A 25,846-nucleotide genomic window follows, 5' to 3' on the forward strand; every position below is an offset into this window, starting at 1 on the left:
TACGCGATCGGTAAGGCGGGCTTTTCGAACGGTCATCTTATAAAGAAAAGGCCCGCGCCTCGCGGTGTGGGCCTTAATTGTCTTACTTCGCCGGAATGGATTTCAGCAGCTCGGTCAGCAGCGTCCAGTACTGTCCAACGCTTTCAATGTGAACCTGCTCGTCCGGGGAGTGGGGGCCGGTAATGGTTGGCCCGATAGAAACCATGTCCAGGTCCGGATACGGTTTTTTGAACAGACCGCACTCCAGGCCCGCGTGGATAATCTGGATGTTCGGCGTCTTGTTGAACAGACGCTGATAGGTTTCACGCACCAGATGCATCACCGGCGAGCTGGCGTCCGGCTGCCAGCCAGGATAGGCGCCTTTCGCTTCGGTTTTCGCGCCGGCCAGCTTGCCCAGAGAATCCAGCATGCTGACGACATAATCTTTACCGCTGTCGATCAGCGAGCGAATCAGGCAGTGAATCTGCACGTTATCGCTGGTCATGGTCACCACGCCGACGTTCAGCGAGGTTTCCACCACGCCTTTTGCCACATCAGAGTTGCGGATGACGCCGTTCGGCGTGGCGTTAAGCAGGCGTACAAAGGTGTCACGAGATTGGGCCGTCAGCGCAGGCTGGTCGTTCGCAACCGATTCCAGCAGTACTGTCAGGTTTTTCTCTTTGGCCGCCAGCTCGTTTTTCAGGATCGCCTGGTACTCATTAGCCAGCGCTTTCAGCGTATCCACTTTGTTCGCGGCCACGGCGACAGTAGCGAACGCCTCGCGGGGAATAGCGTTGCGCAGGGTGCCGCCGTTGAAATCGACCAGGCGCAGATCCAGCTCTTCAGCATGGCCCGCAAGGAAGCGTGCCAGCAGCTTGTTGGCATTACCTAAACCAACGTGGATCTCGCCGCCGGAGTGGCCGCCCTTCAGCCCTTTCAGGGTCAGCTTAAAGCTCTGGAAACCGGCCGGAACGGCTTCACGGGTCAGCGCGAGGTCAGAGGTGAAGTCGATCCCGCCGGCGCAGCCCATATAAATCTCACCCTCTTCTTCGGAGTCGGTGTTGATCAGGATGTCCGCCTGCAGCCAGTTAGCCTGCAGGCCAAACGCGCCGTCCATTCCGGCTTCTTCCGTCATGGTCAGCAGCACTTCCAGCGGGCCGTGAACAACGTTGTCGTCGGCCAGCACCGCCAATGCGGAGGCCATGCCGATACCGTTATCGGCGCCCAGGGTGGTGCCGCGCGCTTTAACCCACTCGCCGTCGATATACGGCTGAATAGGATCTTTAGCGAAGTCGTGAACGGTATCGTTGTTTTTCTGCGGCACCATATCGAGGTGCGCCTGCAGCACCACCGGTTTACGGTTTTCCATACCGGCAGTCGCGCTTTTACGAATCAGAATGTTGCCAACCTGGTCGCGTTCCGCGTGTAAGCCTTTTTCTTTTGCCCAGCCCATAATGTGCTCAGCGAGCTGTTCTTCGTGATAGGAGGGGTGAGGAATAGAGCAGATTTTGGCAAAAATATCCCACAGCGGCTGCGGGGATAATTGAGACAGTTCAGACACGATAAGTCTCCTTACAATCACCTGCAAAAGTCGTTTGCAGATCGAGGGGTTAGCAATCAAATACACTACAAGCCCGGGCTTGCGCGATGGGGTTGAGAATACCACTTTCCGTGTACTCTGGTAGTGTAAACCACGTAAAAAGAGTCGCGGGGGCCGCTTAACGCTGGTTTTTAGCGCGTCAGATCTCTATAATCTCGCGCAACCATTTTCCCCCTCGAACATTATTTAAGCCGTATTACACAGGCTGGGACACTTCACATGAGCGAAAAATACGTCGTCACCTGGGACATGTTGCAGATTCACGCCCGCAAACTGGCAACCCGTCTGCTGCCGGTTGAACAGTGGAAAGGCATTATTGCCGTTAGCCGTGGCGGTCTGGTACCGGGAGCATTACTGGCGCGTGAACTGGGTATTCGTCATGTTGATACCGTTTGCATCTCAAGCTATGACCACGATAATCAGCGTGAACTGACCGTGCTGAAACGTGCGGAAGGCGATGGCGAAGGCTTTATCGTGATCGACGATCTCGTTGATACCGGCGGTACCGCCGTTGCCATCCGCGAAATGTATCCTAAAGCACATTTTGTCACCATCTTCGCCAAACCGGCAGGTCGCCCGCTGGTTGATGATTATGTCGTTGATATTCCCCAGGATACCTGGATTGAACAGCCGTGGGATATGGGCGTGGTATTCGTACCGCCTATCGCAGGCCGTTAATTTCCCGCATAAATGCTAATTACCACGCCCGGTTTTGCCGGGCGTGGTTTTTTTTACCCTGACGCAGGTTACAATAGCTTGAGTGGCAACATGATGGAGGCGGCACATGTCCCAGGCTAACCTTAGCGAAACGTTGTTTAAACCCCGATTCAAACATCCGGAAACCTCTACGCTGGTGCGTCGGTTTAACACCGGAGCGCAACAACCGATCCAGTCCGCGCTTAGCGGCAATCACGTTGATCACTGGTACCGATTGATTAACCGCCTGATGTGGATCTGGCGTGGCGTGACGCCACAGGAAATCCTCGACGTGCAGGCGCGTATCGTCATGAGCGATGCGGAGCGGACCGACCCCGAGCTTTACGATACGGTCGTGGGCTATCGCGGCGGCAACTGGATCTTTGAATGGGCCAAACAGGCGATGGACTGGCAGCAAAAGGCCGGTCAGGAAGAGAATCTTCTGGTTAGCGGTCGTCACTGGCTCCATGCGGCAAACCTTTACAGCATTGCCGCCTATCCGCATATCAAGGGCGATGAGCTGGCGGAACAGGCGCAGGTGCTGGCATACCGGGCCTATGAAGAAGCCGCCCAGCGCTTGCCCGGCAAACTGCGAGAGCTGGAGTTCGCCATCCCCGGCGCCGCGCCGATCACCGGTTTCTTACATATGCCGCCGGGCGATGGGCCGTTCCCGACGGTGCTGATGTGCGGCGGGCTTGACGCGCTACAGACCGATTATTACAACCTGTACGAGAACTATTTTGCGCCCCTGGGCATCGCTATGCTGACGGTCGATATGCCTTCCATCGGTTTCTCTTCAAAATGCAAGCTGACCCAGGATACCAGCATGCTGCACCAGTATGTGCTGCAGCATCTGTCTAATGTTCCCTGGGTTGACCATACCCGGGTGGCCGCCTTTGGTTTCCGCTTCGGCGCGAACATCGCCGTCCGGCTGGGCTATCTTGAACCCCAGCGCCTGAAGGCGGTGGCCTGTCTGGGGCCGGTGGTGCACGGACTGCTGGTGGACCCGCTGCATCAGGGACGGGTGCCGGAAATGTATCTCGACGTTCTGGCGTCGCGTCTGGGTATGCATGACGCCTCCGACGAAGCGCTGCGGGTTGAGCTTAACCGCTATTCCCTGAAGGTTCAGGGTCTGCTGGGGCGTCGCTGCCCTACGCCGATGCTCTCCGGTTTCTGGAAAGACGATCCGTTCAGTCCGGAAGAGGAGTCGCGTTTAATCACTTCCTCCTCCTCCGACGGCAAGCTGCTGGAGATCCCGTTCAATCCGGTCTACCGTAATTTCGATCACGCCCTGCGGCAGATCGCCCGCTGGATTAGCCATAGATTTAGTTAATATATTGCTAAATTCTATTGATTTGGTAACGTCATAGCATCACTAAAGGAGATCGCAATGACGTTACCGAGTGGACACCTGAAGAGTAAGCTGATTAAGAAATTCACGGCGCTTGGCCCTTACATCCGTGAGGAGCAATGTGAAGACAACCGCTTCTTTTTCGATTGCCTGGCAGTTTGCGTCAACGTAAAACCAGCGCCTGAAAAACGCGAGTTCTGGGGATGGTGGATGGAGATGGAAGCGCAGGCTTCGCGCTTCACCTATAGCTATCAGTTTGGATTGTTCGATAAAGAAGGCGACTGGCGTCCGGTCGCGATTGACGATCCTGAAGTCACGGAAAAGCTCGAAAAGACGCTACGCGATTTTCACCAACGAGCCGAAGCGTTACTGGCGACCTTCAGCCTTAAGCTGGAGCCCGCCGATGATTTCAGCGAACCGGTTAAGCTGAGGGCCTAAGTTCCGGTCATTTTGCTATCCCGCGTTAAAACCCGCGTTTCTATCAGCGTGGGTTTTGTCCCCAGGCAAACCTACGCTAATCGCCGTTTAATACCCGGTATGGCTGACCGACGGCAATCATGCCGGCGGCCAGATCTTTGGTTACCACCGTGCCCGCGCCGACTTTGACATTGTCGCCTAGCGTGACCGCGCCAATCACCACGGCGTGGGCGCCAAATTCCACGTTATCGCCAATTCGCGGGCTAGCGCTTTCCCGGCCCTGACTATCGGTCACGCTGCCAATAGTGACGCCCTGGCGCAAAGTGCAATTTTGCCCGATGATCGTTCCCCGGTTAATCACAATGCAGTGCGGATGATACAGCTTCAGCCCATAGCCAATGCGCGCTCGCCACGGCAGCTCAATGCAAAATAAACACTCGTTAATCACGATATTGAGAATAACGAAGGGGATCCCGCAGATCTTCCACAGAGGATTACGGCTGCGATAGAGCGTCGCCAGACGATAGAGCAGAACCGCGATTTTCGCTTTTATGCCGCCGCAGGATTTGATCTCCTGGCCGACCTGTCTGATAGCCTCAAACATGATTATTCCTTAAGGTTAAACGAAGCCAGTGAATACCATCCGTCACCGGTTTGACCTTCGTTAGCGAGTTGAATACGCGGTTGCCCCTGATGATTGGCCAGGGCCGCCTGCAGGCGGTATTGACCGTCAGGCAGCCCGGCAGGCAGCGCTAGCGTAGCGCGGCTTTGATGAGCTCCGGGCAGCCACTGGCGAACGTCATCCGCCGTTTTGATTTGCGTAACGGTATCGCCCGCCGCATTGACTATCCGCCATTGTACAAGCCAGGGGAGATAGGCCGGGGCGACGCCGTCGTTACGCCAGGTGACATTCAGCGTAAGCGGCATGCCGCTACGTACGGGCGTATCAAATTCCAGCTGGCTCACCCGGTAGCGATAGCCGATGCGCAATAACGCATTATCAACGATATCGCGATACGCTGCCGGCACCGGTCGCGATTTCAGATTCAGGGTACTGGCGTGCTGCGCTAATGCCCAGTCGAAGCTTGCCTGGACCTCTTCGCGAGTGTAATGCTGCACGCTTTCCCATTCCGCCATATAGCCGCAAATCTCGAGGCTCACGGGAGCGTGCTGCCAGCCGTCATTAAACCCGCCCCACGCCGCCTGCGCGGCGGCCAGGCGTTGAGGATAGTCATCGCGCATATGGCTCCACTCCGGGGAAAAGTTATGCCAGTCTCCCCAGCAGTCCGCGCGCCATCCGGCGCCTTTTTGGCTGGCCCAGGCCAGCGAGTCGCCGCCGCTGATCAACATGATTTTGGGCGTTTTAGGGAAACTGCTGAAGTGCATATCAACGTAGCGATTGAGCTGTTGCGGAGTGTACTTTTCCATCAACGGCGCGACGTCAGGGAAATTGGAGTTATGCCATTCACCCCACGAACCCACCATGCCGATATCGACAAACGCCAGCTCCGGATTACCGTCATAACGCGCGCCGAGGGCGTTAAGCAGCTTTTGCGCATAGGCGATAAAAGTCGGATCGCTGAGATCCGGGACAAAGGTTTTGCCATTTTCGACCCATTGTCCCTGAATGCCTTTTTTGATAAGCCAGGCGGGGATTTTCGAGCCCGATTGCGGTTCATCGAGCGCCATAATACGCAATCCGACGTTCATCGCCGGCTGATGCTGAGCGGCGACGCTGAAGGCATGATCGATCGGCGCAAAATTATAGACGCCTTCTTCAGGCTCCAGATCGCTCCAGTAAAAGCGATCGTATTCAAACCCGGTGTTCGGATACTCTTGCAGAGAGGGCTTCTGGCCATAACCATCGTGGAAACTGGCCACGCCGATCCCTGGGTTCGTTAACAGACCGGTGAAGGCCGGCGGGGTGATAACCGTACGTTCAGCCAGTACCGCCGCAGACGGAATGATTCCGGCCAGCAGGAGCGCCAAACAGAGCGCGGCGCGGCGCGGCGAAAAAGAGCTCATCGTTAATTCACTTTATCGTGGAGGTTCACAAACCATGTCCAGATACCGACGTGAAAGTTCTTAAACACATCGATTCCCAGCGCGGATTTCAGCATATAGAGCGCCAGCAGCACGGCAAGAATGGCGAACAGCACGGCAAACGTAATCGCCAGGGTGGAAAATAGACGCCCGAGCAGCGTACTTTCCCGCGGGATTTTGCGCAGATCGCGACCGCATAAAAAGACTACAAAATATCGACGATGCAGAAACGGAAAGCTATGGCGAAAGTCGATACGATGGCGCGACGCCAGGCTCGATCTCACCAGCGCCTGTTCGATACCGCGTTTCTGCTCCGGCGTTAATGAACTTTCTGTTTCCGCATCAAGCGCGGAATAAAAGCGCTCAATGACCAGGTCGGATGTTGATTTTGTCACGGTTGACTCTTGTTCGTTAATCGCTGGTAGACCTGAGCCGTTTTCGCTGCAATGTCCGGCCAGCGGTATTTGGGCATTAACTGGCTGTAATCCACGGTCTCCTCGCCGCGCCAGGACTGGAGCTTTTGCGCTAGCGCGGCGACATTGCCCGTCGGAAAATAAACCTCCGCAGGCAGGCCGATCTCCAGGTTGGCGGGGATATCGCTGACGATAACCGGTAAGGACCAGGACATGGCCTCCAGCAGGGCAATGGGCAGCCCTTCGTGGTAAGACGGAAGAACAAAAAGCCCGGCCTGTGAGAACAAGGTATGCAGCGGATCGCCGCTAATAAAACCGGTCATGATCGCTCCCGGGGTAGCGGCCGCCTGTTTCTTCAGCCGCTCGCTATACTCATCCGGATGATCGGCATCGCCAATCAGCACCAGCGGCAGCGAACAGTTCGAGGCTTTGTAGGCGGCAAGCAGATCGTGCAGCCCTTTTTCTTCGACAAAACGGGCGACGGCGACAATGTATTGCCCGGCTTTCAGCGAATACTGATTCAGCGTGGCCTGTCGCGTCTCTTCGGCGGGAAGCGGCGGTTGGCGCACGCCGTTATAGATCACGTTAGCGTTGGTACGGCCGTGTTTGGTTTTAATCAGCGTATTAATCACTTCCGAGATAACAATAACTTCATTGGCATATTTCACCGCCCATTTCTCACCAAGACGCAGCATCTCTTTCGCCATTTTGCCCCACTTCTGGCGATCGTAGTCCGGGCCGTGGTGGGTAAAAACGACGCGCTTGCCGAGCAGGCGCAGCAGAGGGACCACCAGGCCAGGGCCGACCGCATGAACGTGAACCACATTTGAGCCGTCAAACAGGGTGCTGAAGGCTGCCAGCGTTGAGTGAATAATGGCTTCGAACTTGCGGCTTTTAGGCGCCCACAGGCTTTTTAACCGCACGCCTTTATATTCGCTGCGGCGGTAGTCAACGTACGGTGAGCGGGCAATGACGCAGATATCGGCGTGATTCTGTTGATAGATTTCCGGATAGAGATTCTGGCAATGGGTCTCAACGCCGCCCTGGACATTCGGAATACCGCGGGTGCCAAGCACCGTCACTTTGAGCTTCATTTCGCTTCCCCCACAAGCTGCTGATAGAGTTCCTGCAGAACCTGCATATGCCGGGCGAGATCGTATTTCTCTTCTAAACGCTGGCGCGCGTTGATGCCCATTTCCCGCGCCTGCTGCGGATTGGCGGCCAGGCCATCCATGATGCGCGCCAGCGCGTCGGCATCCCCGGGTTCCACCAGATAGCCATCAATGCCATCGCGGATTTGCTCCGGAATGCCGCCGATATTGCCGCCGACGACGGGGCGACCGAACGCCATCGCCTCCAGTACCGACATCGAGCAGTTTTCATAATATTCGGAAGGGACGATCACCGCCCGCGCGCCGCGAATCAACGCGTTGAGCGCTTCTCCGTGGCGCATATAGCCGAGAAATTCCGGACCGCTAAAGCGGGCGCGCAGGTCGTTGCCGAGAGGGCCGTCGCCGACGATTTTTAGCGGCATCATTTGGCGCATTTTTTGCTGCGCCAGCGCCAGGGTAGCGACGCCTTTCTCACGGCTCAAGCGGCCGATATAGAGGAAATAATCGCCCGCCGTATCGCCCGGGATCGTGGCGCTGGCATCAATACCGTTGACGATCGTCTCGATCCGTGACCGGGGTAATTTACGCAGCAGCGTCTGACGCATAAATTCGCTGGGAGCGATGATGCAATCGAGCATGGCGTAATTTTGCGCGAACTTTTGCCAGTAGGCCTCAAGCGACAGCAGCAGGCTTTTAAAGGTGTCGCCCTGCTGGCAACGATGGCGGAAGGCGTTGCTCACCGAACCGGTAAGACAGTCGTCGCAAACGTGGCCATCGCGCAGCATGGTGTACGATGGGCAGACGATTTTATAATCGTGCGCGGTCAGCAGGGTTTTGCAGCCAAAGCGTTTGGCGACGCCGATCAGCGCCGGCGTCAGCTGATGGTAAATATTATGAAAGTGCACAATATCCGGGCGCTGCGCCAGCAGCAGCGTATTGAGCTTGCTGCAGGCCTCCGCGTTGTAGATAAAGTCGATACCCGCTTTGAGCTTGCCCGTCAGCCCGTGGTTTTGATGGTAGTCCACGTTGTGTACGAAGAAGCTTTCCCAGGGCGAGGGTTTATTTTCTGCATGCTGCATGCTGAAGTCGACAACCTGATAGCCCGCTTGCAGCATAGCGTCTCGCTCCTGGAAAAATACGGTTTCCGCTCCGCCCTTAATAAAAAAGAATTTGTTAACGAATAATATTTTCATGTTCTGTCTGGATATGTTTTGGGTTGGAGACGGTCACGGCGGGTTGTTTCATCGGATCGCGAACGGAGTTCATGAGGCCTCGCACCATACCTGCGGAAAATAACGATAAGTTGATAACGCTCTGTACGCCGTCCCGCAGCGACTTATTTTTAATCGCCTTCAGGGCGATAAACGCCAGCAGCGGAAGCAGGGCGATAATAATCAAACCGGGATTTAACGACAGCAGGCAAATAATCAATACCAGGATATACAGCGTGAATATCAGTTCGTTGCGAACAATCTTAAGCGCGGCAGGAAAATGGTTTTTCCCCCAGCAGTTGCGTAATAGCTCACCGGGCGCCCATAAAAAACCGTTCTTCCAGCGATAGGTCAACATTTTAAATGTCGGCATGGTATAGGAAGCATGGCTAAAATAGGGCGCGGCGAGGCGGTGGAGTTTATAGCCTGCGGCCTGCAAGCGGATCCCCAATTCGGCTTCTTCATAGCCGTGGAGATTAAGGTTAGTCAGATAGCCAATTTTCTCGATTGCCGAGCGGCGATAGAGTCCGCCGCCGCCAAGATGGTCGGTATCACCCTGCGGATAAATAAGATGCAGGCGCTGCTTGCGCGATTTAAATTCATAGTTAGCGGCATCATCCATCTCGACGCTGCCCGCCACGCCAGCGTATTCAGGATGTTCTTCGAGAAAGGCGACGGCGGTGTCGAGAAAACCCGGCTCCAGCTCCATATCGCCGTCCAGCAGCAGCAGATAGTCCCCTTCGCTGAATAACCAGCCCAGCTGGTGGCCCACGCCGCAGCAGCGATCTTTCGCATTATCAAGGCAGACCACCATCGCGTCTTTGGCGATGGCCAGCTCCCGGGTGTTGTCGGTGGAGAGGCTATCGGCGACGATAATTTGATGGGGGTAAGGCTGCAATTGCTTGCGGACGCTGTCGATCGTTTTTTCAATCCCCTGCGCTTCGTTGAGGGTTTTAATGCTGACGGTAATTGATGGCGTTTTATTCATATTGGGTACCGGAGTTCAGACGGACGGAACGATGAATGACAATGAGCGCCCCGAGGGCCAGCCATAATAAAAACTGTAGCATGGGAATGATCATCAGGATCTGACTGTAGGGAAGGCTGAGTAAACAGCCGATGGCAAAGACGTAAAATGCAGGCGCGGAGCTAAGCAGCTGTAAATCTTCACGCTTTAGATCGTAGCGGGAAAAGGTCTCTTTGGGCCGCATGCCGATAAGAATAGAAGCAATCATGGCGATAAATAAGATCACGCCGATAATACCGACTTCCCACAGCATCATGCTTAGCGCGGTGGAATCGAGTATCAGATGATACCAGGCGCCAATATAGCCTGGGGAGACGGTACTGCCGCTGTTGGTCGCGTTCAGACCGTAGCCAAATAGCATTCCGCCGGGGCCAAAAAGTTCGTTATGCTTAAGCCAGAAGAAAATAGTGGTAAACCTGCCAAGCTCGCCGCTTTCCATAATGTAGTTAGTATCAAAAATATAACCGAGGGAATCGATAAATACCGAGAGCGCGCTTTTGGTCGGATCCCCGCCAAAGGCCGACGAGTAGTTGGAGGCGAGAATGGTGATAGCGGCAAAAATTAACACCACCATTCCGGCGGCGATTATCATCAACGAGCGCAGGGTGACTTTGCTGATGCCGCTGACGTAAGCGGGCATGATCCACAGCAGCGCCAGTAAGAACGGCGACAGCAGAATCACGAATTTTACCTCGCCCACCACGCAGAGGAAAAAGGCCAGCACGATATGCGCCGCCATCGATTTGAATGAACAGATACCGTGCTTAAATTCGGACACCTTCAGCAGCATAATCAGCAGGCAGAACATCCCCATGGCCGCGGTATTGCCGCCGCCCATCGGGTCGCCGCCAAACGTGCCGACTACCGAATCCCACTTTTCATCCTCACCGCGCAGGGCGACGCGTTTTGGCACCACCACCAGCACCTGATAGATAGCCAGCGGGAACTGGACGTAGAACAGCCAGTAAAAAAGCTGAGTCAGGCGATGCAGCTGCGACTCGCGAAACATACCAAGCAGCATGCAAAACATCACCAGCGACAGGGCCAGTTCGTTTTTAAAACCGACGATGGCGGTGACGATGCCGGATTGTAAAACGGTGGCGCAGAGGCTAAGGATAATAAAAGTCAGATACAGCGCCAGCACCACCTTCTCGCGGGCGCTGAGCGCGAGAGGCTGCTGCCGGCTTTGCATCATCAGCAGAACCACCATTACCAGCACCATGAAAAACGGAAGCCATAGTACGGCGACAACGCCGGTGAAATACTGCACCGTGCCGCAGAAGACGATGGTCGTCAGCGCGAATGCTTCCAGATAGCGACCGGTGTTTAGCTGCATATTTTCTGCTCCTGCCGGGAGAGCTGGAGCGCCCGCTTATTCATTTTCAACAGAATGAACAGATAGCGAATGCTGGTAAGAACAGAGAAGGTCAGCAGGGCAATTTCATAGCTCTGGCCCAATTCAGGCAGCGCGATAAAAGCGGCGATAATGATCAGCAGCTGCTCTATCTGAATGCGTAAAAAATAGCGTTTAGAACCAAAGATAAGCTCGATAACGGTCAGCGGACTGACGGCCAGGGCGGCGAACAGATAAGGCAGCATATAGCGTGAGGTCGGGATCGAATTGAGCCACTCCTGGCTGAAGCCCAGGCGCATAACCAGCGGATAGAAAATCCAGATCCCAAGGATACAGATCAGCGCCGCGGCCAACAGCAGCAGGCGAATTTTTTTGTATTCCGCATAGTTAAAGGTGTTGTTGCGAAAATCCATCGACCATTTTGAAAAGATGGAATTGCGCACCGCGTTACCGACAATCATCACCGGCGATAAGCAGAAGCGGCTCACCACCGAGAAATAACCCGCGACCAGCGGTGAAAACAAGACGTTAATCAGCATCGTCGGCAGATTGTTGCTGGCCATCGCCAGCACTTCCGCGCTGCCGACGCGGCTGAGATGCTGCCAGTGCTGGCGCGCGAAAAGGCCGTTGGCGCGCGGAGAAAAATGCGCCGGCGTCAGGGTGCTGAAGTGAAATAAACGCAGCAGGCACAGGCTGAGCAGCAGCAAAATGCCCACCATCCAGGCAATATAGAACAGGGTGGCGTTCGGCATCGTCAGCAGGGCTATCGCCACCACCAGCGACACGGCGATGCGCTGAAAGGTGAGAAACGGATAGTTGCCGCCGCGCAGCGAGAGGTTCTCGGCGATCAAAACCAGCGCATAGCCGAAGGTTAGCAGATAGAGAAACGCGATATTGAGATGGAATATCAGTCCGGTGATGACCGCCCACGGCAGCGCCAGGAGCAGGCTTTGCAGCAGGCAAAACACCACGTTCTGCCCCAGTTCATGCTCCTCCTGGCGCGGGATTAGCAGCTGCGACGCAAAAGTGCAAACCTGCGCGCCAATCAGCACGTTGCTGTAGATCATCGCGTAGTGCCCGACTTCCGCCATGCCGTAGCGATGGGAAATCAGCCACACGGAAAATGCGCCGATCGCCTGCGAGAGGACCGAGGAGCTGGCGATGGATGAAATACTCTTAATTAAATTCATGATCGCTACTTCGGTGAGATCAGTTCACCCATGCCGCGCTCCGGCAGGCGTTTGCCTTCCTGAGTCTCCAGGTTCTCTTCTTTCACCTGGTTAAGCATGATGGCGACAGGCGTTGGCGCAGCGGCGTGCAGACGGCTTTGCGCGTCGCGGACGCGGGACGCTTGCTCGCTGGCTTTCACCACCAGCAGGGAGATATCGACGTGCGGGGCCAGCAGCAGGCCGTCCTGCGCGAGGCCGAGCGATGGCGCATTAAGAATGAGCGAATCGTAGGTCTGCCGCAGCGTGGTCAGCAGGGCCGGGAGCCGTTGCGAGGTTAACAGCAGCAGCGTCGAGTCGTTCAGTTCGCCGCGCGGCATAAAATCAAGATTGTCGGCCAGAGAAACGACCGCCTGCGGCGTGGCGCAGCGGTCTTCCAGACGCGCGCTGAACCCTGTTTTATGCTGCGGATAGCGCGCGGAGAGCCCTGCGTTGGCCAGATAATCCAGGTCGATGAGCAAGGTTTTGCCTGACTTACTGGCCGACCACGCCAACAGTTCAGCTATCAGGCTGCTGCCGGCATGGGTCTGCGCCGAGGTCACCAGTATCGTACCGCGTGACTCAGTCTGGCCGAGCAGCGCCAGGCGCAGGCTGTGGATCATATCGGCGTACAGCAGATTCTGGAACGTCAGCTGCGCGCTGTTCGCCTGAGGCAGCAGCGGAAACTCCCCGCTGGCATCAAGGCCCGTTTTGGCTTTGAGTTCGCTGATGCTGTTCACCGTTTTGTCGAGCGCGGTGCTGACAATCAGGTACATGATATACAGCGCCAGCGCCATCAGGGTCGCCATCACGATAAGCAGACCGCGCTGCGGTTTAGAGGGCTGATTTGGCGGCACGGCGGCATCGTAGATCGCTTCGTCAGGAACCGAAAAAGTTTCGGAAAGCTTCTGCTCATTCGCCCGCTGATACAGCGATTTATACAGCTCCTCGGTTTTGTTCAGCGCGGTCATCATGGTGTTGTATTTGTCGCGCTTGGCCCCCAGCGCCTGGAAATCGGCTTTCTGGTCGTCGAGCATCTTCTGGTAGTGCTGCTCATCGTCCAGCGCAATCTGATACTGCTGGCGTAAGCCGTTAAGCAGTTCGCCCAACACCTGGCCTATCTGCCCGTTGACGACCTGTAGCTGGGCCTGGGCCTGAAGATATTTCGGATGCTTAGGACCGTAGTGTTTCGCCGCTTCCGACAGGTTACGCCGGGTCTGGATTAGCGCGATGCGCAAATCCTGAATCTGCGGATGGCCGGAAATTTCCGGCAGCGAGATGATCGCTTCCGGCGGTTTCCCCTGCTGACGGCGCACTTTATCCCATACCGTTTGCGCTTTCAGACGGCGCTGGGTGGCGTCGGCAAGATGGTTAATCACGATGCCCAGCCGCTCGGTCTCGTAGCCATCCATGCTGCGGAAGGTCAGCAGGCCGTTCTGTTTAAGAAAATCATCGATATCGGCTTTCTGGCGATCGAGCTTAGCGCGCAGATCGTCCATCATTTTTTCGTTCCAGCCCTGCGCCTGAAGCAAGGTTTTTTGCTTCTGCGCCAGGCTGTAATCGATAAACGCCTGCGCCACGCCGTTGGCGATATCGGCGGCTTTTTGCGGCGATTTCGCTTCCATGGAAACCGAAACCAGCTGCGTGGTGCGCACGCCGGAGATGGTCAGGTTTTTTTGCAGTGCGCGAACCGCGTTATTGACGCGCGTGGCCAGATCAAGATTATCCCCGCCGTTAAACTCGGGGTCTTGTTCCAACTTCATCGCCTTCACTGCAGCCTCAAGCACCACGCGAGAGCCCATCAGCGCATATTTGGTTTCATAGTAATCGCTGCGGGTGGAATCGTAGTTTTCCAGCCGCGGCAGGGGAGTGACGTCCTGCGGCTGCGCTTTAAACAGCACCGTCGCGGTTGCGGTATAGCTGGATGACATAAAGCGCGTCAGGATCCATGACGCCGCTGCCGCCACCACGACCACCACCAGGCACCAGATGAGCTTGTGCTTAATTTTGTTGAAATAAGGCGTGAAGTCGATAAAGCCTTCTTTCTTCTTTCCATTTTCAACCAATGAAATTGCCATATCAGAAGAAACTCATGCCAATGATAATGGTATCCCCAGCCTGTACGGCGGAGTCGGCGGCGACGTTTTCCAGCAGTTTACCGCCGCGAAACTGGCGAATGCGGATGTCGTGGCGATCGGCGCGATCGGTAAACCCGCCGGCCAGCGCAATGGCTTTTTCCGCCGTTAAGCCGGGTTCCCATGCGTAGCCGTCCGGTTTTTTGACTTCGCCTAACAGATAAATCTTCCGGTATTCGGCAATGCTCACGGTCACCATTGGCGCCTGTAGATAGCTACCGCGCAGCTTATCGGCAATTTCGTTGCCGACCTGTTCCGGCGTTTTTCCTTTCAGCATCAGCGAGCCTATATAAGGATAATCAACGCTGCCGCTATTATCGATTTTTACGCGCATAGTGAGATCCTGCTCGCCGGAAACCGCGATATTGATCTCATCGCCCTGATCCAGATGATAAACGGCGTCCGGCGGCGTTCGGATCGTCTGCTGGGGAGCCGAACAGCCCGCCAGCCATAGCGCCAGAAGAGGAATAATCGCCCGTTTTCCATAGATAAGGATCATATTTGTACCTGCGTCATAAAAATAATGGCCGAGTCGTTATAGCCCAGCGTGCGCTCGACCTCATGGTCATAGTCCGGGCCAATATAAAAGGCATCTTTTTCTTTATTAGAATGCATCGTGTTCCATTGCAGCTTCAGCTGAAAATTAACGGATGGACGGTAGTCGTAGTTGAAGGTGAGCGACACGAGATTTGATTGATCTTTGCGTCCGTTGGTCTGGTGCTTGTAATCCTCTGTAATATAAGAGTAATCAACCAGAGTGGAGAATCTGTCGACCAGCCAGTGGTGCTCATACCCCACACCGAAATTTGATACCAGAATATAGCCGCCGGAGTCGGTGGGATCTTTAATACGCTGCGAACTGTGTAAGTTGAGCTTTATCTGTTCAAGCGGTTTCCAGTCGGCGTTAATATCCCAGTTCAGGCCGTTGAACCCCTGTGAGTCGGGGTTATGGATGAAATCTTTATACAGCCAGGCGACGTTGCCGTGGATCTCGGTCTTGCCGGAAAGGCGGTTTTTCATGCCGACCAATAGATAGTATTCATTACTATCTTTTAACGGGTTGAGCTCATAGCGACGCTGGTTAGTGATAAAACTATAGCGATAGCGCAGCGTTTTGGCTTTTTGATCAAACAGCTCGGCGACCAGGCTGTTTTCATGCCACTCCTGATCGTGCATGTAGTAATGAAAGTCGGCGCTGGCGTCCTCGATGCTGTCGAGATTGCGAAAGCGCAGCTGCTTGTGCATGAGCGCGACTTCTGCTTTGCCGCGCCCTTCCGGGGCGCCGTAGCTATAGCGCAGTTCGCTGTTAAAGAAGCGCGTGGCGATAGGCTGATTAATGCCAAACTCTGTAAACTGCTCGGGGAGAAACCCCTCGGTGGTATCGCGGCCGCGCTCTTCATGACCGAACGTTTCATCGAGATCCAACGACAGCCCGTGCATGCTGCCGAAGCGCCACTTGCCGTTAAACATAAAAAAATGGTTGTCGCGGTTATCTGCGCTATCGCTGGCGTAGCGGCGGTAATCGCCGGAGTACATCAGTAAATAGCGGTCTTCGTAGCGCTCGCCGATGGCTTTGAAAATCGGCTTCACGCCTTGATAAGCGGAGCCGATTTCATTGCCGCCGTAGCGTTGCCAGGTCACGTTGTCATTGTAACCGACGTCATAACCCACCTGGCTCTCGAAATCGATGCCAGCCACACCGGTATGTGGTTTAGCCTGCAGGTCCGCCCATGCGTAAGGAACCGCCAGTAGGCCCGCGAGGAAAGTGAGTTCAGAACGCATTTTTCCCCACAAATCCGCGGAAAAACGTTAAAAAAACGATTTTGATATCCAGCAGCAGCGACCACGACTGTATATATTCCAGATCGTACTGAATACGTTTTTCCATTTTATCAATCGTGTCGGTTTCGCCGCGAAAGCCGTGAATTTGCGCCAGGCCGGTAATGCCGGGCTTCACTTTATGGCGGATCATGTAATTTTCCACCAACAGACGATATTGCTCATTGTGGGCCACTGCGTGAGGGCGTGGACCCACTATCGACATGGTTCCCTGCAGCACGTTAAAAAACTGCGGCAGTTCATCGAGCGAGGTTTTGCGTAAAAAAGCGCCAAAGCGGGTAATGCGCGGATCGTTACGCGTCGCCTGGGTCACTACCGCGCTGTTCTCCATTACGCGCATGGTTCTGAACTTCCAGACGGGGATCTGTTTACCGTTCAGGCCGTAACGGTTTTGTTTAAACAGAACAGGGCCCGGCGAAGTCAGCTTAATGCCGATCGCTACCGCCAGCATCACCGGCAGGCTGACCAGGGTAAAAAAAGCGCCAAGCACGATATCTTCGATACGCTTGAGCACCGCGCCTTCGCCTTCAAATGGCGACGTAAAAATGCTGATGGTCTGAATATTGCCGAACATCCGCAGCTGAGAAATATGTGAGCTGTAGGAAAAGAGGTCCGGCACCAGGAATACGTCCACGGTGGTGTCGGAAAATTCGTTCAGGAACTGGCGGATACGCTGCTGGGCGACCATCGGCAGGGCAATATAGACTTCATCGATTTCTCCGGCTTTCGCCAGCGCCAGCAGGTCTCTTGAGTTGCCTTTTTTCTCAATGCTGAGCAGGCGACTGTCGCGCTGAACGGCGCGGTCCTCAAAGAAGGTAATGTCTATCCCGTCGTGGGTATACTCCTTAAACAGGGCCTGCTCGATGGCCAGTCCGGCCGGCGTTATGCCTAAAATAGCCACCTTGAGTCTGGATTTGAAAAAATAGCGGCTGGAGATAACGCGAATAAGAAACATGCTAATAAATATGGCCATCGAACACAGCACAATTATTTCAGCCAACCGCACCGCGTTTGTGCTGGCGTGATTGTTCAGCAATAGTTCGGCGCTTACGAATAATAAAAATGACAACAGTCCGCTAATACAGACGCTGAAGAACAGCTTGGTTAATTTTTTTAAATATTGTCCCTTGAACTGACCGGAATATAACTGAAAGTGTTCATTAGCCCGGATAAAAATCAGTGAATATATTATTCCCAGGAACAGAGAGGCCGTTGAGGGTTCGACGAAAAAGTATTTTAAATAAGCGAAAATAAACAGGTTGACGGCAAAAAAATCCATTAGCTTCATCAGCTTGCTATAGCGGGCATTGTAAATCTTAATGGTACTATCCGTCATCTTTTTGCTCGTTTTATAGTCAATAAAATGATGTCCTGTCCTTCTTTAAAGCTGAATTTATCTCTATGAATCTATTGAAAAATTAAGCTTTAGATTGGCGTTGATTATTGTAGCCTACGATTAATCTTATGTCGAACCTGTCCATGACTGATAATCGATAACTTTTTATCATTGCCATTAAGCATAATGAATGATGATCCGGATTTAAGAGTAACAGAGGCTCGGTGGGCAAACTGGCGGCCGTGCGGGCTTCATGTTCCGGCCGATCCGCGATCGCGGGTGAAATCATCCGCGCCAGCGGGGGCTGGCGCGTTCATCGGCTAAATCCCAATACACATGTATTTGATTTCCAGGTAATCCTCTATCCCATACTTCGACCCTTCCCGACCCAGGCCGGAAGATTTAACCCCGCCGAAGGGGGCGACCTCGGTGGAGATAAGGCCGGTGTTAATCCCGATAATGCCGTACTCCAGCGCCTCGCCGACGCGAAAAACGCGGCCCAGATCGCGGGCGTAGAAATAGGCCGCGAGGCCGAACTCGGTGTCGTTGGCCTGAGCGATAACATCTGCCTCATCTTTAAAGCGGAATAGCGGGGCGAGGGGGCCAAAGGTCTCTTCTTTCGCCACTTTCGCATCGCCGGGGACGTCCACCAGAATCGTTGGCTGAAAGAAATTACCGCCCAGCTCATGGACTTTCCCGCCGGTTACTACCCGCGCGCCTTTGCCCAGCGCATCGGCGATATGCTCCTGCACTTTAGCGATCGCTTTCTCGTCAATCAGCGGCCCGATAGTGACGTTCGGCTGCAGGCCATCGCCAATTTGCAGCTTACTGACCGCCTGCTGAAGCTTTTCGGCGAAGCGATCGTAAACGCTATCCTGGACGTACAGGCGATTGGCGCAGACGCAGGTCTGTCCGGCGTTGCGAAACTTGGAGGCCAACGCGCCTTCGACGGCTTTATCGAGATCGGCGTCGTCAAAAACGATAAACGGCGCATTGCCGCCCAGCTCCAGCGAGACTTTCTTGATATCTTTCGCGCACTGCTCCATCAGCTGGCGGCCAATTTCCGTCGAGCCGGTAAAGGAGAGTTTGCGCACTAACGGGTTGCCGGTGAGCTCACCGCCGACCTCGCTGGCCGAACCGGTAACGACGTTAAATACCCCTTCGGGGATCCCGGCGCGGTTGGCGAGCTCCGCCAGCGCCAGCGCGGAAAACGGCGTCTGGCTGGCGGGCTTGAGCACCATCGTGCAGCCTGCGGCCAGCGCCGGGCCCGCCTTGCGGGTGATCATCGCCGAGGGGAAATTCCACGGGGTGATCGCGGCGGTCACGCCTATCGGTTGCTTAATCACCAGCAGCCGCTTATCGGCCTGATGGCCGGGAATGGTGTCGCCGTAGATGCGTTTGCCCTCTTCGGCAAACCACTCGATAAAGGAGGCGGCGTAGCTAATTTCGCCTTTTGCTTCCGCCAGCGGTTTCCCCTGTTCCAGCGTCATCAGGCGCGCCAAATCGTCCTGATGTTCCATCATCAGCTCAAACCAGCGGCGCAGGATACTGGAGCGTTCTTTGGCGGTAAGGGCGCGCCATGCGGGCAGCGCGCGGGCGGCGGCATCGATAGCTTCACGGGTTTCCCCGGCGCCCATTTTGGGTACGTTGCCCAGCGGCTGGCCGTTGGCGGGGTTGGTCACCGCGAGAGTCTCTTTGCCGCTGGCGTCGCGCCAGCGTCCATTAATCATTGCCTGCTGGCGAAAAAGGGTAGGGTCGTTAAGTTGCATGATTGCGTCCTGTCTTAATCTGTTTTAGCAGTGAATGCGTCCGGCTCGGCGGGGACTGATACTCCCGGCAGACCCAGCGGCGTCAAACATTTGTCCCTGTTTAGTGTAGTCGAACGCGTTGAGGAAGCCGGGCGCCGGGCGTTTTTCGGCCGCAATAACCATCATTAATTTACGGTTATTTGAACTGGCGGTACGTTATTGTGCAAAAAATGCGGTATTTTTTATGCTCAACTGGCAAGAAAGGAGCGCTCTATGTCACAGCAAGAAAGGTTTTGTCAGGCCTGTGGAATGCCGATGTCCGCCGAAGGTGCGAAAAGCGCAAGCGACGATTATTGCGCCTGGTGCTGCGATAGCGAGGGGAAGCTTAAGTCCTGGGAGGATGCCGTCTCCGGCCTGGCCGAGTACCTCGATTCCTGGCAGAAGGTCGGGCCCGTGGAATCACGCAAGCGGGCGATGCGTTATTTAACGGCCATGCCCGCGTGGGCCCATAAAGCGGAAGATTAACCGGCGGCCCGGAGCCAAAACTCCGGGCTTTTTAACGTTATCAGAACTTCCAGGAGACGCTGCCGACGATGCTGCGCTCCGCGCCAAAGTAGCAGTAGGAGAGCGAGTTACAGGCGGCAATGTAGCTCTTGTCGGTCAGGTTATTGACGTTCAGCTGGGCGCTGAGGCCTTTAATTCCCACCTTCGACAGGTCATAGCCAATCGCCATATCCACCAGCGTATAGGACGGCAGAGTGTGCGTATTCAGGCGATCGCTGGTAATGCCGTTGACGTAGCGCACGCCGGAACCGAGCGTCAGGCCATCCAGCGGGCCGCTTTTCACATCGTAGCTCAGCCAGGCGCTGGCCTGATTGCGCGGCGCGTAGACGGCGCGCTTGCCTTGCTCTTCCGGGCTGCTTTTCTTATAGCGAATGTCGGTATAGGTATAGGCGGCCTGCAGGCGGAAGCTGTCCGTTAGCTGGCTGATCGCCTCCAGCTCCACCCCTTTCGACTCAATTTCGCCGATCGAACGATACGGATCGGTCGGTTCTTCTTTGGTGGCGATATTGGTCTGATTGATGCGGAATACCGAGGCGCTGAACTGGCTGTTCATTCCTTCCGGCTCATACTTCAGCCCGGCCTCCCACTGCTTGCCTTTCATCGGATCGAGCACGTTGCCGTTTTCATCGGCGAAGCTGGTGGGCGTAAAGGCGGTAGAGTAGCTGATGTACGGGGCAAACCCGTTGTCGAACAGATACAACAGCGCGGCGCGGGTGCTGAAGTTGTTCTTATCCAGATCGCTGCGCGTTTGATTGAGCTTATCGATATTCGACACGCTGACCTGGTCGTAGCGCCCGCCGAGGGTGAAGCGCCAGCGCTCCCAGGACATCTGATCTTGCAGATAGTAGCCGGTCTGGCGCAGCTTGTGCTTCTCGCGGCTGTACATGGTGATGTAATCCGGCTTCGCGCCGTAGACCGGATTAAAGGCGTCGATAGCCGGGAATGCGCCATAGTAGCCGGTGGTGTCGTTGCTGCGGTCCTGATAGTCGATCCCCATCAGCAGGCGATGGTTGACGGCCCAGGTATCGACGCTGCCGTCGAGCTGGTTATCAAGGGTGATGGCGTTCATCTTTTCGTCCGAGCCGGAATAGCCGCGGTTCAGCTCGCTTTCGTTCAGCCAGCCCGCGGCATACACCTGATTCAGCTCAACTTTGGTATGCAGGTAGCGCAGCTTCTGCCGCACCGACCAGCCGTTATCAAACATATGCTCGAAGTTGTAGCCGACCATATTTTCGCGGCGATCGTACTTGTCGTAATCATCTTCGCCTTCGAAGAAGGTATTCGCGATTTTCTTGCCATTGTGCGGCACCACGGTGCCTTCATAGGGGAGGCCCGAGTGGCTGCCGCCCTCCGGATCGCGATGTAGATAGGCCATTAAATCAAGTCGCGTCTGGTCGGTGATGCGCCAGGTCAGGCTGGGCATGATCGCGTAGCGCTGCTCTTTTAAGGTATCAAACTGCGAGTCCGCATAGCGGGTCATGCCGCTTAAGCGCGCCGCCACGCGATCGTTATCGTCCAGCGCCCCGGTGACGTCGAACGCCGCCCCGCGCTGGTTGTTATTCCCGGCAAACAGCTTGATTTCACCGCCGGGATCGAATGAGGGTTTACGCGAGGTGAGGGCGACGATGCCGCCGGGCGAAGAGCGGCCGTACAGCACCGAGGCCGGGCCGCGCACCACTTCGATATTTTCGAGGAACCACGGATCGACCACCAGCGAGCTGTGCGAGTTGGTATCGCCCATCATTTTCAGGCCGTCGAGATAGACGTTATCCAGGCTGCCGTCGGAGAAGCCGCGCAGGACGATATAGTCAAAGCGGTTGGAGGCGCCAATCTGGTTGCTGTAAACCCCGGGGGTATAGCTCACGGCCTGGCGGACGCTGATCGCGCCCTGTTCTTCAAACTGCTCGCGGGTGATAATGGACACCGACTGCGGCGTCTCAATATCCGGCGTGGCAATTTTGGTCGCGCCGCTCTGCATCTGCGAAGTGACCACGATGGTTTCGTTTTTAGTTGTTTCCTGGGCCAGCAGGGGGAAAGCGACGCCGCCGGTCACCCATCCCACCAGCAGCGCCAGGCGAGTTTTCGCAAACATGAACATCTCCAAAGGCATTTCTAATTGTTAATAAGAATTATTACCTTTTTGATGCTCTCTATAGCTATGCGCAATGCCAGGATACGTATGCGCGCTGCCAAAGCCGCTAACTATTTTTCGCAAAAAAGGGAAAAATGGATTAGCCCACCTTTTGCACATCGCAGGGCGAGATGCCGTAGCGCCGACGAAAAGCCGTAGAGAAGTTGGTGGCGTGCTGATAGCCCGACATCCAGGCCGCTTGCTGTACGCTATATCCTTCAAGCAGATAGCCTCTTGCCCGCGCCAGGCGGCAGTCGCGCAGGTAGTCGAAGACCGAGCAGCCGTATGTCTGGCGAAACTTGCTGCGCAAGCTGCTGGAGCTCATCGCCGCCCGCTGGGCCAGCTCATTGAGGCTATAGTCATTTTCCGGCGACTGCTCCAGCAGGCGGCGAACCCTCTCCAGCCGCTGCCGCTCGCCGCCCGCCGGGGCGACGTGCTTCGCGCTTTCGTCCTGGCATACGCTCAGCCCGTGACCGAACAGCTGAAGAATCAGCCCCTCCAGCATCAGCTGGCGGGAAACGCGGCCAGGCGAACTCTGCTGTGCGTACTGCAGCCCGCTCAGCAGAAACCCCGGTATCTGCCAGATAAGCGTTGGCGTCTGGCATCTTTCCCATTCGCGCATCAATGAATCGAGCAGGCCGTCGCGCCACGCGCCGTCCGGGTAGAGTCCGAGGGAGAGCGTACGTAGCCGGCTGTCGGCATCGTGGCGGGCGCGCATCGTCTGTTGTTCGCTAAGACGCGAAGTGAACGCCATCCCGGAACGGACGAGGTGCTGCTCCCCGTTGAGGGTCAGGGCGACACAGCCTTCCAGCACCACCAGCATATAGAGCGGGCTGCTGTGGCGGGAGGTGGTCTCATAGGGCTGCAACACCTGAACATCAGAATGGGTGACGCACATACCGCAGGGCAGCGTCATCTCTTCCACTTCTCCCCGCAGCACCGGGCTGGCGTGCGAGGGGGCTGGCGTTTGCCGCAGCAGCGGGAAGCGGTAGTCGATACCGTATCGTTCACCAAACGCCATAAACTCGCTGACGGAGAAAGTTTTTCTCGGCGCCTGGCGGGCGGGTTCGTTGTGCGTCGTTGTCTTGTTCATGCGGTTGTCGGCACCGGAAAGGGAGCGTCATCAGATAGGGTAACTTTACCATTGCGCGGGCAGAGCGACAATAAAATGAGAATCATTATCAATGATTGCGGCGCAGCGGCAAGGGGCGCGCGGACGGGCGATGTCCGCGCGTTTGCAGAAGGGGTCAGGCGTCCGCGTTGTCCAGCGGCCAGGAGTCAAACAGGTAGCCGTCGAAGTAAATATCGTCGACGTTGGAGAACTCCAGCAGGCGCCGTTTAACGTTTTCCAGATGCTGCCACATAGCGAGCTTGGCCGCCCGGGCGTCTTTTTTGATTAAGGCGGCGAGGATCCGTTTATGATCCACCAGCCACTCCTGGCGGTAGTGGGTATCGCCGAGATGGCGGTGCAGCTGGATCCACATGGGATTATTCTCCCGCCACTGCCATGACTGGCGGAACAGCTCTACCAGCATACTGTTATGGGTCGCTTCGGCGATGGCGAGGTGAAACTGCATATCGCCGCTTTCGGAGCCGCCCGGCGCGCTGCTGGCCAGCTCGCGCTCTTCAAGCTGTAAGGCCTGGCGCATTTTGATGATATCTTCCCGGGTCGCCTGCAGGGCGGCAAACTCGGCGATATTGCTTTCCAGCAGCTGGCGGGCCTGCAGCAGTTCAAACGGACCGGCGTCATTGCAGTGGTTCATGTCCGCGCTCTCCGCCGCGCCTTCTCCGGCGGCGTTATCGAGCACGTAGATCCCGGCGCCGCGGCGCACTTCGACCAGCCCTTTAATTTCCAGCATGATCAGCGCTTCACGAACCACGGTACGGGTGACGTCCAGCATCTCGGCGATCTCGCGCTCCGGCGGTAAGCGATCGCCGGGGCGATAGGGCGTCTTGACGATCAGGTCGCGGATCAACGCGCCGACTTCCTGATAGGGTCTGTGCTGAGAAATTTGTGATTTCATGATGTTATGTTGTGAGATGCGATAGCCCGGTGGCTGACTATAGCATTTGGCTGGAGGGTTAGCATCTCTCTCGGCTGGGGATACTCAAAACGGGTCAACCAAATTATGCTTCAGTTGACCCGTAACAGGAGGGTGATTACAGGCTGGCCCTGACTGCCGCAACGGACTCGCGGGCGCCGCGTTTGCACAGCTGTTGGTACGCCTGGGTTACCGCATTGACAAATTCGCTATTGTCCGGCAGATCGTGGGCAAAAATTCCGCTTATGGCCAGCAGCGCCGGGACGCGTTCCGCTTCCTGATAACGCTGGTTGATCTGTTGGAATTCCGCCTGTAGCGGGTCGACGACATCAATCGGTTGCCCCTGTTCATCGATCCCCAGGGTGTAGCGCATCCAGCCCGCCACGCCGAGCGCCAGGTGACGCCAGTCGCTGCCATTTTGCAAATGCAGACGGATGGGATCCAGCAGACGCTGCGGCAGCTTCTGGCTACCGTCCATGGCGATCTGCCAGGTGCGATGACGAAGGGACGGGTTGCTGAATCGGGCGATCAGCAGCGTGGCGTAAGCCTGTAGATCGGTACCTTCCGGCATCGACAGCGTCGGCGCCTGCTCCTGCATCATCAGGGCCAAAGCCGCTTTGCGGTAGGCCGGGTTGGTCATGGTATCGGCGATGGTTTCATAGCCGCCGAGATAGCCCAGATACGCGAGGAAAGAGTGGCTGCCGTTGAGCATTCGCAGCTTCATCATTTCAAACGGCACCACGTCTTCAACAAACTGCGCGCCGACTTTGTCCCACGCCGGGCGGCCGTTGACGAAGCTATCTTCAATCACCCACTGGCGGAACGGTTCGCAGGCGATGGCGCACGGATCGTAGACGCCAAGCTGGTCGGCAATCTCCTGCAGGGTTTCGGGCGTCGCCGCGGGCACGATGCGATCAACCATGGTGCACGGGAAGGTAGCATGGGCTTCAATCCACGCCGCCAGCTGCGGGTCGCGCGCCTGGGCCAGGCCAAGCACCGCCACTTTCGCTACGTGGCCATTCTCGCGAACGTTATCGCAGGACATCACCGTAAAGGCGTTTAGCCCCTCTTCGCGGCGCAGGCGCAGCGCTTCGACGATATAGCCTATGGCGGATTTCGGCGTCGCCGGGTTAGCGAGGTCGTGTTGAATCAGCGGATTATTCAGATCGAGCTGACCGCTGGCCGCATCGGTGCAGTAGCCCTTTTCCGTTACCGTCAGAGAGACGATGGCCGTGTGCGGGCGCGTCATGGCGCGCAGTATGCCCTCGCAGCCGTCGATTTCCGGATGCAGCGCCTCTTTCATTGAACCGATGATTTTCAGCTCGGTGCTGTCAGCGCCCTTCTCCGCCACGGTATAAAGCAGCTGCTGATTTTTCAGATTCTCAATCAGGACGCGGTCGTTGCCCGGCATCAGGTTGACTTCGCAGATGCCCCAGTCGCTATCGCTGGTTTCCAGCAGATGATGGGTGTAAAGCGCCTGATGCGCGCGGTGAAACGCGCCGCAGCCCAGGTGAACGATGCGGGATTCCAGGCGAGAACGATCCCACGCAGGGCGTGTAACCGGCAGGTTGCTGTCGGCAAGGGTGGCAGTCATAGCAAACTCCAGGGTGGGCCGCAACGGGCGACCGAAGGGATAAAGGCGG

Annotated in this window: 22 protein-coding genes; 4 read left to right on the forward strand and 18 right to left on the reverse strand. The window is 56.0% G+C overall.

Annotated elements, in window-relative coordinates; all coding sequences use genetic code 11:
- Positions 1-82: 82 nt before the first annotated feature.
- Positions 83-1,540, reverse strand: a complete 1,458-nt coding sequence (pepD, locus tag KOSB73_RS07750; protein WP_024359131.1) for a cytosol nonspecific dipeptidase — start codon at positions 1,538-1,540, stop codon at positions 83-85.
- Positions 1,541-1,798: 258 nt separating this feature from the next.
- Between pepD and gpt the strand changes: the two genes are divergently transcribed.
- From gpt to crl, 3 genes are all read left to right on the forward strand, one after another.
- Positions 1,799-2,257, forward strand: coding sequence for a xanthine phosphoribosyltransferase (gene gpt, locus KOSB73_RS07755; protein ID WP_004129200.1), 459 nt, complete (start codon positions 1,799-1,801; stop codon positions 2,255-2,257).
- 106 nt (positions 2,258-2,363) lie between these two features.
- Positions 2,364-3,608, forward strand: coding sequence for an esterase FrsA (gene frsA, locus KOSB73_RS07760; protein WP_024359130.1), 1,245 nt, complete (start codon positions 2,364-2,366; stop codon positions 3,606-3,608).
- Positions 3,609-3,665: 57 nt separating this feature from the next.
- Positions 3,666-4,064 (forward strand): sigma factor-binding protein Crl, encoded by a 399-nt coding sequence (gene crl / locus KOSB73_RS07765; RefSeq protein WP_004133815.1) that lies wholly within the window; start codon positions 3,666-3,668, stop codon positions 4,062-4,064.
- 76 nt (positions 4,065-4,140) lie between these two features.
- On the opposite strand, the gene KOSB73_RS07770 is transcribed toward crl, so the two are convergent.
- From KOSB73_RS07770 to gabD, 13 genes are all read right to left on the reverse strand, one after another.
- Positions 4,141-4,647, reverse strand: coding sequence for a serine acetyltransferase (locus tag KOSB73_RS07770; protein ID WP_004133814.1), 507 nt, complete (start codon positions 4,645-4,647; stop codon positions 4,141-4,143).
- 2 nt (positions 4,648-4,649) lie between these two features.
- On the reverse strand, positions 4,650-6,068 hold the full coding sequence (locus KOSB73_RS07775; protein ID WP_049088535.1) for a DUF4832 domain-containing protein: 1,419 nt from the start codon (positions 6,066-6,068) through the stop codon (positions 4,650-4,652).
- 2 nt (positions 6,069-6,070) lie between these two features.
- The gene (locus KOSB73_RS07780) at positions 6,071-6,481 is read right to left on the reverse strand and encodes a hypothetical protein (RefSeq protein ID WP_004133811.1); all 411 of its coding nucleotides are present in this window, start codon (positions 6,479-6,481) and stop codon (positions 6,071-6,073) included.
- Positions 6,478-7,593, reverse strand: coding sequence for a glycosyltransferase family 4 protein (locus KOSB73_RS07785; RefSeq protein ID WP_004133810.1), 1,116 nt, complete (start codon positions 7,591-7,593; stop codon positions 6,478-6,480). The genes KOSB73_RS07780 and KOSB73_RS07785 overlap by 4 nt, the downstream gene beginning before the upstream one ends.
- On the reverse strand, positions 7,590-8,804 hold the full coding sequence (locus KOSB73_RS07790; RefSeq protein ID WP_098140357.1) for a glycosyltransferase family 4 protein: 1,215 nt from the start codon (positions 8,802-8,804) through the stop codon (positions 7,590-7,592). Before KOSB73_RS07790 ends, KOSB73_RS07785 begins: the two co-directional genes overlap by 4 nt.
- Complete coding sequence (locus tag KOSB73_RS07795; RefSeq protein ID WP_049088533.1) at positions 8,785-9,810, reverse strand: glycosyltransferase family 2 protein; 1,026 nt, start codon at positions 9,808-9,810, stop codon at positions 8,785-8,787. Before KOSB73_RS07795 ends, KOSB73_RS07790 begins: the two co-directional genes overlap by 20 nt.
- Positions 9,803-11,185, reverse strand: coding sequence for a hypothetical protein (locus KOSB73_RS07800; protein WP_004133807.1), 1,383 nt, complete (start codon positions 11,183-11,185; stop codon positions 9,803-9,805). Before KOSB73_RS07800 ends, KOSB73_RS07795 begins: the two co-directional genes overlap by 8 nt.
- The gene (locus KOSB73_RS07805; RefSeq protein WP_098140358.1) at positions 11,176-12,393 is read right to left on the reverse strand and encodes a polysaccharide biosynthesis protein; all 1,218 of its coding nucleotides are present in this window, start codon (positions 12,391-12,393) and stop codon (positions 11,176-11,178) included. The genes KOSB73_RS07800 and KOSB73_RS07805 overlap by 10 nt, the downstream gene beginning before the upstream one ends.
- Before the next feature lie 5 nt (positions 12,394-12,398).
- Positions 12,399-14,486, reverse strand: a complete 2,088-nt coding sequence (locus KOSB73_RS07810) for a GumC family protein (protein ID WP_004133800.1) — start codon at positions 14,484-14,486, stop codon at positions 12,399-12,401.
- 1 nt (position 14,487) lies between these two features.
- Positions 14,488-15,042: a polysaccharide biosynthesis/export family protein gene (locus KOSB73_RS07815; protein ID WP_165774988.1), complete on the reverse strand. Its 555-nt coding sequence runs from the start codon at positions 15,040-15,042 to the stop codon at positions 14,488-14,490.
- Entirely contained in the window at positions 15,039-16,325 is a 1,287-nt protein-coding gene (locus tag KOSB73_RS07820; protein ID WP_004133795.1) for an outer membrane beta-barrel protein, read from the reverse strand. Before KOSB73_RS07820 ends, KOSB73_RS07815 begins: the two co-directional genes overlap by 4 nt.
- Positions 16,315-17,718, reverse strand: coding sequence for an undecaprenyl-phosphate glucose phosphotransferase (locus KOSB73_RS07825; protein WP_004133794.1), 1,404 nt, complete (start codon positions 17,716-17,718; stop codon positions 16,315-16,317). The genes KOSB73_RS07820 and KOSB73_RS07825 overlap by 11 nt, the downstream gene beginning before the upstream one ends.
- A 320-nt stretch (positions 17,719-18,038) precedes the next feature.
- Entirely contained in the window at positions 18,039-19,487 is a 1,449-nt protein-coding gene (gabD, locus tag KOSB73_RS07830) for an NADP-dependent succinate-semialdehyde dehydrogenase (protein ID WP_049088527.1), read from the reverse strand.
- Positions 19,488-19,739: 252 nt separating this feature from the next.
- Here gabD and KOSB73_RS07835 point away from each other — a divergent pair, with 252 nt between their 5' ends.
- A complete protein-coding gene (locus tag KOSB73_RS07835) occupies positions 19,740-19,991 on the forward strand; it encodes a zinc ribbon domain-containing protein (RefSeq protein WP_004133790.1) in 252 nt (83 codons plus the stop codon).
- Positions 19,992-20,031: 40 nt separating this feature from the next.
- Here KOSB73_RS07835 and foxA read toward each other — a convergent pair whose 3' ends face one another.
- The 4 genes from foxA to KOSB73_RS07855 all read right to left on the reverse strand — a co-directional run bounded on the left by foxA (position 20,032) and on the right by KOSB73_RS07855 (position 25,797).
- A complete protein-coding gene (gene foxA, locus KOSB73_RS07840; RefSeq protein WP_098067474.1) occupies positions 20,032-22,140 on the reverse strand; it encodes a ferrioxamine B receptor FoxA in 2,109 nt (702 codons plus the stop codon).
- A 121-nt stretch (positions 22,141-22,261) separates the two neighbouring features.
- On the reverse strand, positions 22,262-23,254 hold the full coding sequence (locus KOSB73_RS07845) for a helix-turn-helix transcriptional regulator (RefSeq protein WP_049085651.1): 993 nt from the start codon (positions 23,252-23,254) through the stop codon (positions 22,262-22,264).
- Between the two features lie 154 nt (positions 23,255-23,408).
- Complete coding sequence (gene uxuR / locus KOSB73_RS07850) at positions 23,409-24,185, reverse strand: Uxu operon transcriptional regulator (protein ID WP_024359123.1); 777 nt, start codon at positions 24,183-24,185, stop codon at positions 23,409-23,411.
- Between the two features lie 136 nt (positions 24,186-24,321).
- On the reverse strand, positions 24,322-25,797 hold the full coding sequence (locus KOSB73_RS07855) for a fructuronate reductase (protein ID WP_049130810.1): 1,476 nt from the start codon (positions 25,795-25,797) through the stop codon (positions 24,322-24,324).
- Between the last annotated feature and the right edge of the window lie 49 nt (positions 25,798-25,846).

The sequence above is a fragment of the Klebsiella grimontii genome, from assembly GCF_900200035.1.
Classification (GTDB): domain Bacteria; phylum Pseudomonadota; class Gammaproteobacteria; order Enterobacterales; family Enterobacteriaceae; genus Klebsiella; species Klebsiella grimontii.